The sequence below is a fragment of the Pseudoalteromonas sp. genome (assembly GCF_041629635.1).
GTDB lineage: Bacteria > Pseudomonadota > Gammaproteobacteria > Enterobacterales > Alteromonadaceae > Pseudoalteromonas.
In genome coordinates this window covers 21,410-29,091 of record NZ_JBFKMX010000035.1, presented here as the reverse complement: position 1 = coordinate 29,091, position 7,682 = coordinate 21,410, and the positions used below count along the sequence as shown (strand labels likewise).

The following is a 7,682-nucleotide window of genomic DNA, read 5'->3' as shown; positions in this document are numbered from 1 at the left end:
GTTTTCTAGCCATTTAACATCGCCTTTTAACTGCTTAACGCACTCAGAAACAATCGCTAAACCAAGGCCCGAGCCCTGATTGTTTTGACTGTGTTCACTTTGATAAAACGGTTGAAATAATAAATGTGCTTCATCATGTTGTATGCCAGCACCATCGTCTGTCACGTTAAGCTCAATGGTATTGTTATTTTGCTTAATGTAAACATTAACGGTACTGCTTGCATGTATTAATGCATTACTTACTAACTGAGTAAGGATTAATTTGCAGGGCAGATAGGGCACTTTGCAATTAGCAGTGATATGCCAATATAAACTAACATTACTTCTTTCTATGGTATCACTTAAATGACGATTAATTTCTTCTTCAAGAGTAGATAACTGAGTTAGTTGCTGTAATCCATCAGGGTGGCTCGCAGCACTGTAGTTTAAAAGATCATCAATCATGCGTGCCAATTTCTCTACAGACTGCTGCACAATAGTTAAAATACGGCTTTGCTTTTCGGTTACATCACCAAGTAACCGGCTATTTAATAAGCTACTGCCTTCATTTATGGAGGCAAGTGGGGTTTTTAGTTCGTGGGTCACATGCCGCAAAAATGTTTCTTTTTGTTGTTGCACGCGTTTAAGTTCTAACCTTAGCCAATCAAGCCTTCTACCTAACTGTTTTAGTTCGTGGCTACCAGATAGTTGCACCGGTGTATCAAGTTGGCCTCGGCCTACCTCCGAAACCACTGTCTCAACCTGATCTAATTGACGGCATATTCTAAAAATTAAAAACGAACTAATAATGACAAGCACTGGTAGTAAAATAATTAAGCCAATTAAAAACTCAGTTTGTAAGTCTTTAAACTGTGCGTTCTTTTTTGCTAATCGGTTATCAAGGGTTCGGTCAAATAGATCATCAAATTGTTTTAATTGAGCCACTAGATTTGCAAATTCGTCGGCGCTTTCAACATCAATTTTTATGGTTTGTTGCCATTTTGCAACAAAATCACTGCTCTGCAGTTTTAATTTTAAAATTTCGATGCGTTTTTGTGTGTTCTGCCATTTCTGATCGATCGATTCTTGTAACTGAACGCTTTCTAACAATTGATTGTTTTTGAGTGCTTTTTCAATCCCACTTACATCGCTTTTTATATAATTATAATCAAGTATAAGCTGCTGATTTTCATCATATATTGAAAGGGTTTCTTGTTGGTGGTAAGAGATGCTTTGCGCATACCAAAGGGTTAAAAAAACAATCGGTAATACCCCCACCAGCATGGCTACTAGCGCTTGTTTTTGTAAAGACTGAGAAAAAAATTGTTTCACTAAAAAAACCTTATTAAATGGTCACCAAATGAACATAACTTGATACATAAATCACACCTTACTGATTGTATTGTTGCAAATTGGCAACATTTTAACTTGTTGATTTTTATGTATTTAATTTATCAAGAATTAGATGTGTTGCTATTTGGCAACACATTTTAAGCTGGTTTTTAGATGATTTCGCAAATTTAAAATATAAATCATTGTTTTTAATGGTTTTTTCAAAGTTGGCACCAAAGTTGGAATATCCTAGTTGTCAGTGCGAAAGCATAAAACGCTAACAAGCTTAACAAATGTATTTTGGGTTAAGCAAAAATTAATCGATTTCCAATTTAGGGGGAAATACCAATGCAGATCAGAGCAATTGCATATGTAACAGCGGTTCTTGGTGTAGCAGCACTTAACACTCAAGCAAGCACGCTATTTAGTGAATTAGACCTAAATAATGATGGCTATATCTCTGAAGTAGAAGCGGGTGTGAACAGCATTTTATCAGCAGCATTCGAAGAGCTAGACGTTAATGAAGACGCAAAACTAAGTAAAGAAGAGTTCGCAGCCTTTAAAGGCGAATAAATTAAAACAATGGGGAAGTGCGCTACTTTCCAATTTAATTGAATCTACATACACAAAAGTAAAGATGAAAGGAAGTTAAAATGAAAAAATTAGTAATGTCGGTAATGATATTTGCAAGTTCATTTTCAGTAGTTGCAGCTGATGATTTCGCATCATTTGATGTTGATGGTAACGGTGCAATTAGCATTGAAGAAGCGGCTACAAACGAAGCACTTTCTGAGCAATTCAAATCTCTTGATACTGATGGCAATGGCGAGTTAAGCAAAGACGAATTTGCCTCTTTTAAAGGCGAGTAATCGCCAATCGGAAGTTCGATACTTTCAAACCAGTTTAGATACCCAAAGTGAAGATGAAGGAAGTTAAACAATGAAAAAATTAGTTATGTCAGTATTTGTTATCGCAAGTTCATTCTCAGCTATTGCAGCAGACGACTTTGCAACTTTAGATGTTGATAACAGCGGCACTATTAGCAAAGAAGAAGCAATGCAAAATGTATCTTTAGTTCACCAGTTTAAAGACTTAGATGCAGACAGCAATGGCGAATTAAGCAAGGAAGAATTTGCTAACTTTAAAGCGTCGTAACGTTTAAGGCTCTAGATATCCGTTTTACAGTCGGGCTTACTTTACTCCTTGTCAATCAGTATGCCGAGTGAGTCCGACTTTTTTTAATTCAAAGAGTAGTATGTGAAATGAAAAAGGCAGTTATTCTCGCTATATCAATGTATGTAATGTTATTTGTCACAGTTAAAGCCGTTGCAGATGAAGAGTTTGCTTTGTTCGATTCTGACAACAGCGGCACCATTAGTTTAGAAGAAGCCAAAGTCAATCACACACTACTTGAACAATTTACACATTTAGACCGTGATAATAATGGCGAATTAAGCCCACAAGAATTTGCCAAATTCACAGGATAATCCCAAATCAACCCTCCCTAGTGCGGCCTGAACTATTTTTTGTTGGACATGAATACTTTTACGGTCGCACTATTTATATCTTTGCCTGAAAAATATCTTTTCTTTTGATATGGCTTATATAAGCTGTTTATATCGTTAATTTTAATAACAAATACCATGACGCCAGCAATTAAAGCGTTAGAAAAAGCCAAAGTTGTATTTTCTGTGCACCAGTACGAACACGACAGTAATGCACCATCGTACGGGTTGGAAGCAAGTGAAAAATTAGGTGTAGCTACAGAGAAAGTATTTAAAACCTTAGTCACCAACCTTGATAGTGGCGATTTAGTGGTTGCGATTATTCCCGTTGATCAAAAATTAAATCTAAAAGCTGTGGCGAAGGCGAGTAAAGCAAAAAAAGCAAAAATGGCAGATCCGATAGATGTAGCACGTGCTACAGGGTATGTTTTAGGTGGAGTGAGTCCGCTAGGCCAAAAAAAGCCCCTTAAAACCCTGCTTGATGACTCTGCTAAAGCACAATCAACCATTTATGTCAGTGCAGGTCGTCGCGGTCTTGAAGTTGAATTAACTGCCACTGATCTTCTTAAAATCACTAATGGGCAATTTGCGCACTTAAAAGCTGAGTAAGTTGATTACCAAAGCCAAAACTACAAATATTTGTCATTGAAGTTTCATAATTCCATGCAATTTTTTGTGATTAAATAATCTGGACTATACCAGATTGGGATTTATGAAATGAATGAATACTTGTTATTGACTCCGGGCCCATTGTCTACTAGTGGGACAGTTAAACAGGCAATGCTAAAGGATTGGTGTACTTGGGATGACGATTATAACATTGAGATTGTAGAGGCGATCCGCACTAAACTCACCGCACTTGCAAGTAACACTGATGATTTTACGAGTGTTTTAATGCAAGGTAGTGGCACTGCAAGCGTTGAATCAGCACTTGGCAGTTTAATTAAAAATACCGATAAACTGCTTATTATCAATAATGGCGCTTATGGAAAGCGCATCGCTGAAATAGCAAATTATCTAAATATTAATGCGTTAGTACTTAATTTAAATGAAACTCAGTTGCCAAATATGGCTGAGGTTGAAGAGCAGTTACAAGCGCACAGTGATATTACTCATATTGCAATGGTGCACTGCGAAACCACAACAGGCATGCTTAACCCGGTTAAAGAAATGGGCACACTTGCTAAAAAATACAATAAAACCTTTATATTAGATGCAATGAGCAGCTTTGGTGGTATTGAGCTTGATATGGCTGAATTACAGATAGATGTGCTAATTAGCTCTGCTAATAAATGTATTCAAGGGGTGCCGGGTTTTGGTTTTGTGATTGTTAAAAAAGCAATTATTGAAAAATGCCAAGGTATTGCACGTTCACTTAGCTTAGATTTGTACGCGCAGTGGAAAACTATGGAAGAACACAATGGTAAGTGGCGCTTTACGTCACCGACTCATGTGGTAAGAGCTTTCCATCAGGCGCTTTTGGAACTTGAAGAGGAAGGTGGTGTAAAAGCGCGCTATAACCGCTACAAAACAAATCAACAGCGTTTAGTTGATGGTATGCACGCACTTGGTTTTACCACCTTGCTAGCGAAAGAATTACATTCACCAATTATTACCTCGTTTTATTCACCAAAGAGTAATCAATATAACTTTGGCTTGTTTTACAGTGCGTTAAAAGAGCAAGGGTTTGTTATTTATCCAGGGAAAGTATCTGATGCAGATTGCTTTCGCATTGGTAATATAGGCGAGATTTATCCAAATGATATTGAGAGACTACTCAGTGCAATAGAGCGCAGTCGATTTTGGTTAGATAGCGAGTAAAAATGATTAGCAAGGTAATTCAGATTACCTTGCTTTTAATAATCTTTTTATTGGCCAATCACTATCATTTCAATAGCATCATGCAGCCAATATTCAATATTGTAATCGATTAAAATACCACTTGATTCATAACGCTGACGAATCACTTTTAAACACGGCGCGCCACTATTTTTTTCAAGGCTTTTGGCAACATCATCTGGCAGAACGGTAACACTTATTACGCATTCTTCGTTGTTAATATTCACATGATAATGTGAGGTCATAATGGTGGTGATTGAGCCATTGAGCGGTTGTGATTCTAAATCATCAAAACGGCTGGCATCGCAGTTAATCTGCTCAAACATAATGGGTCGGCCATCAAGGCTGCGAACACGTTCGATTTTATATAAAGTATCTCCACTAAAGTGCTGGTTAAGCGAAAGATTTTCTTGTTTTTCAATACTCAACACATGGGTGTTTGGCGTAAAGCCTTGCTCTTGCGCTAATTGATAAAAATTAACCTTAGTTGCAGGTCGCCACTTAAGTTTATTGGGTGTCACAAACCAGCCGCGGCGTTTTTGGCTGTAAATTAAGCCTTCAGCTTCAAGGCGATTTAATGCTTCACGCACAGTAATACGAGTAGAATTAAAGTGTTCTTGCAGCGTGCGCTCCGATGGCAGTTTATCACCAATAGCAAGTTCACCACTGGCGATATGTGTTTGAATATACTTTTGTATTTTTTGATATAGCAACATAGAAAGTGGCTTTTAAAATCTGCATAAAACGAGGCCTATGCTATTAGGCCTAAGAAATATGTCAAGCATATGAATCGCGCGCTAATTAGTATCTGCCTTTGCCGCAGCACCGGAAAGCTTAGCTAAGTAATTATCGAGTTTAGCTGGTGCTAAATTATTATCCTCTGCGCGCTCTTTTCGCCTTATGCCGTTGCGAATAACATAAGCGCCAAGTGTGCGAAAAGGCTCGATGGGAAAACGTTCAAGCTTTTGGTTTACAAGGCCACACTTTTGCCATTCATCGTTCGTATTTAAAAGCATAGACGCGAGAATTTGCCCGCCTAAATACGATTGCACCACACCATTACCCGAGTAACCTGCTGCAACCACTACATTTTTATCGCTCTCTTGGAAAAATGGAAAGCCGCTTACGCTGCGATCCGATGGACCTGTCCAGGTGCGCTCAATTTCAAAGCCATGATCGCCAAAGAAATAATTAAGTGAGTGTTGTAGCTCAGCTTGATATTGGCTGGGTGCGTTGAATTTATTACTCATTTGATTGGCAAAACTAAAATAGTTACCGCCTTTACCGAGCATTAAACGGCCATCGGATGTTGTGCGGTAATAATTCACAAAGATACGCGAATCGATAACAGCTGCACCATGGTTAAGGTTAAGTGTTTTTAATCTTTCAGGCATCGGCTTAGTAATTACCATATCGGATGATACCAACACAACATTTCGCGAAAATTGCGGCATCAACCTTGGTAACCAAGCATTGACAGCAAATAATAATTTTTCAGTTTTAAGGGTTTTTATTGACTGACTTTTATTGCTATAACAAACGCTAATCGTCTCGTTTTGTAGTGCGTTTTCCTTTGTGTAGGAAACATAACGGGTAGATTCACTTATCACTATGCCCATTTCAATGGTAATACGGCGTAGCCCGCGAACCAGCTTAGCTGGTTGCACACTGCCAGCGTGAGGTGAAAAGACCGCCTGTTGATTTTGACGTGAGCCAGTGTGTTTCAGCTGCTCTTTATTTACCACTTGCCATTGATTAAGTGAAACAGCGTCAAGGGCATTAAGAGAGGGTGTAAGCACATCTTGTTGCGCGGCATTAGACGCAGTTATATAACAGCCATCGACACGTAAATCACAGTCAATATTATGTTCTTTTGCAAATTGGGATATTGCATGAACGGCGTTTTCAGATTGTTGCACTAGCCACTTGGCTTGTGACTCACCAAAGCGTTTTTTCAAACTTAGATACTTTGTTGACCACGTCAGCATGGCACCGCCATTGCGACCAGACGCCCCTTGGCCACATAAATCTTTTTCAAGGATCACAATACGCGTTTTTGGCGCGCGTTGTTTTATGGTTATTGCCGTCCAAAGTCCGGTAAATCCGCCACCAATAATTGCAATGTCATAAGGGGTTTCATCAATACTGGCTGAAGAAACAGACGTTGTTTCATCAGCCATTGCTTGATCAAACCAAAAGGGTTGATACGTCATTAAGGGCGTTCGCCTCTTGCTAAGCGTGCATTAATTTCAAAAAGAACCGGTTCAATATCGGCTAAGCTATTAATCACGAAATGGGCACCTGCACTTGATAATTGGGCATATGCTTCGCGTGTTAAATTGCTTTGCTCACTTGCTGATAATGCTTGCCACTCTTCTTTACTTTTTCCCACAGCATTGCCCGTCAGTGCCACCCCCACTGTCCACATGCCCGCATTTAACCCTTCCAAAATACCTGGAACTGAGTCATCAACTTTTACACAGTGATTGACAGAATTGATTGCCAGTTTGTTAACATTTTCCAATGCCATCCAAGGTCCGGGGCGAGAGCCCGCTGTTATCTCGTCACTTGCCACACAGTAATTTGGGCGATAGCCATGTTCAGCTGCGGCAATTTCAAGTTCGGTCATCACTTCGCGCGGGTAGCCTGAACAGCTGCCGATTTTGATCCCTTTTGCTTGTAAGCGTTGTATCACTGGTAGCACCCCTTCGATAGGTGTTGAACGTTCTGCAACTTTGGCTTTTTGCAGCGGCATAAAGGTTTGATAAATATGGTCAATTTGCTCGGTTGTCATTGCGGTACCAAACTGTTCGCACCAACGGCGATTAACAGTGTCGAGCTTGCCAAGTGTTTCGATGTGATCCCATTTACCCATGCCCATTGGAATTCGTGCTTCTTCGAGTGTGATGTCAAAATCGTAAGCTGATTTAAACGCTTCAACAAAGATGGTAGTGGGTGCAATTGAGCCATAGTCAACAACCGTGCCTGCCCAGTCGAGAATAAGCGCTTCTACTTGTTTCATAATTA

General features: G+C 39.4%; 10 protein-coding genes. 6 read left to right on the top strand and 4 right to left on the bottom strand.

Features of this window, described 5'->3' with window-relative positions; genetic code table 11:
* Positions 1-1,311: sensor histidine kinase (locus tag ABYD77_RS07400; RefSeq protein ID WP_372768500.1), on the bottom strand; the 1,311-nt coding region annotated here is incomplete at its 3' end.
* Positions 1,312-1,659: 348 nt separating this feature from the next.
* On the opposite strand from ABYD77_RS07400, the gene ABYD77_RS07395 reads away from it, so the two are divergent.
* The 6 genes from ABYD77_RS07395 (at position 1,660) to phnW (ending at position 4,637) form a co-directional block, all read left to right on the top strand.
* On the top strand, positions 1,660-1,884 hold the full coding sequence (locus ABYD77_RS07395; RefSeq protein WP_372768498.1) for an EF-hand domain-containing protein: 225 nt from the start codon (positions 1,660-1,662) through the stop codon (positions 1,882-1,884).
* An 80-nt stretch (positions 1,885-1,964) separates the two neighbouring features.
* A complete protein-coding gene (locus ABYD77_RS07390; protein WP_372768496.1) occupies positions 1,965-2,180 on the top strand; it encodes a calmodulin in 216 nt (71 codons plus the stop codon).
* A gap of 70 nt (positions 2,181-2,250) precedes the next feature.
* Positions 2,251-2,466 (top strand): EF-hand domain-containing protein, encoded by a 216-nt coding sequence (locus ABYD77_RS07385; protein WP_274759886.1) that lies wholly within the window; start codon positions 2,251-2,253, stop codon positions 2,464-2,466.
* 107 nt (positions 2,467-2,573) lie between these two features.
* The gene (locus ABYD77_RS07380) at positions 2,574-2,798 is read left to right on the top strand and encodes an EF-hand domain-containing protein (RefSeq protein ID WP_372768494.1); all 225 of its coding nucleotides are present in this window, start codon (positions 2,574-2,576) and stop codon (positions 2,796-2,798) included.
* 156 nt (positions 2,799-2,954) lie between these two features.
* Complete coding sequence (gene ybaK, locus ABYD77_RS07375) at positions 2,955-3,425, top strand: Cys-tRNA(Pro) deacylase (RefSeq protein ID WP_372768492.1); 471 nt, start codon at positions 2,955-2,957, stop codon at positions 3,423-3,425.
* A 108-nt stretch (positions 3,426-3,533) separates the two neighbouring features.
* Positions 3,534-4,637, top strand: coding sequence for a 2-aminoethylphosphonate--pyruvate transaminase (gene phnW / locus ABYD77_RS07370; protein WP_372768490.1), 1,104 nt, complete (start codon positions 3,534-3,536; stop codon positions 4,635-4,637).
* A gap of 47 nt (positions 4,638-4,684) precedes the next feature.
* Here the strand turns inward: phnW and ABYD77_RS07365 are convergent, their stop codons facing one another.
* The 3 genes from ABYD77_RS07365 to phnX all read right to left on the bottom strand — a co-directional run bounded on the left by ABYD77_RS07365 (position 4,685) and on the right by phnX (position 7,677).
* Entirely contained in the window at positions 4,685-5,371 is a 687-nt protein-coding gene (locus ABYD77_RS07365) for a UTRA domain-containing protein (RefSeq protein ID WP_372768488.1), read from the bottom strand.
* 81 nt (positions 5,372-5,452) lie between these two features.
* Positions 5,453-6,868 (bottom strand): FAD-dependent oxidoreductase, encoded by a 1,416-nt coding sequence (locus ABYD77_RS07360; protein WP_372768486.1) that lies wholly within the window; start codon positions 6,866-6,868, stop codon positions 5,453-5,455.
* Positions 6,868-7,677, bottom strand: a complete 810-nt coding sequence (gene phnX / locus ABYD77_RS07355; RefSeq protein ID WP_372768484.1) for a phosphonoacetaldehyde hydrolase — start codon at positions 7,675-7,677, stop codon at positions 6,868-6,870. The genes ABYD77_RS07360 and phnX overlap by 1 nt, the downstream gene beginning before the upstream one ends.
* Positions 7,678-7,682: the final 5 nt, after the last annotated feature.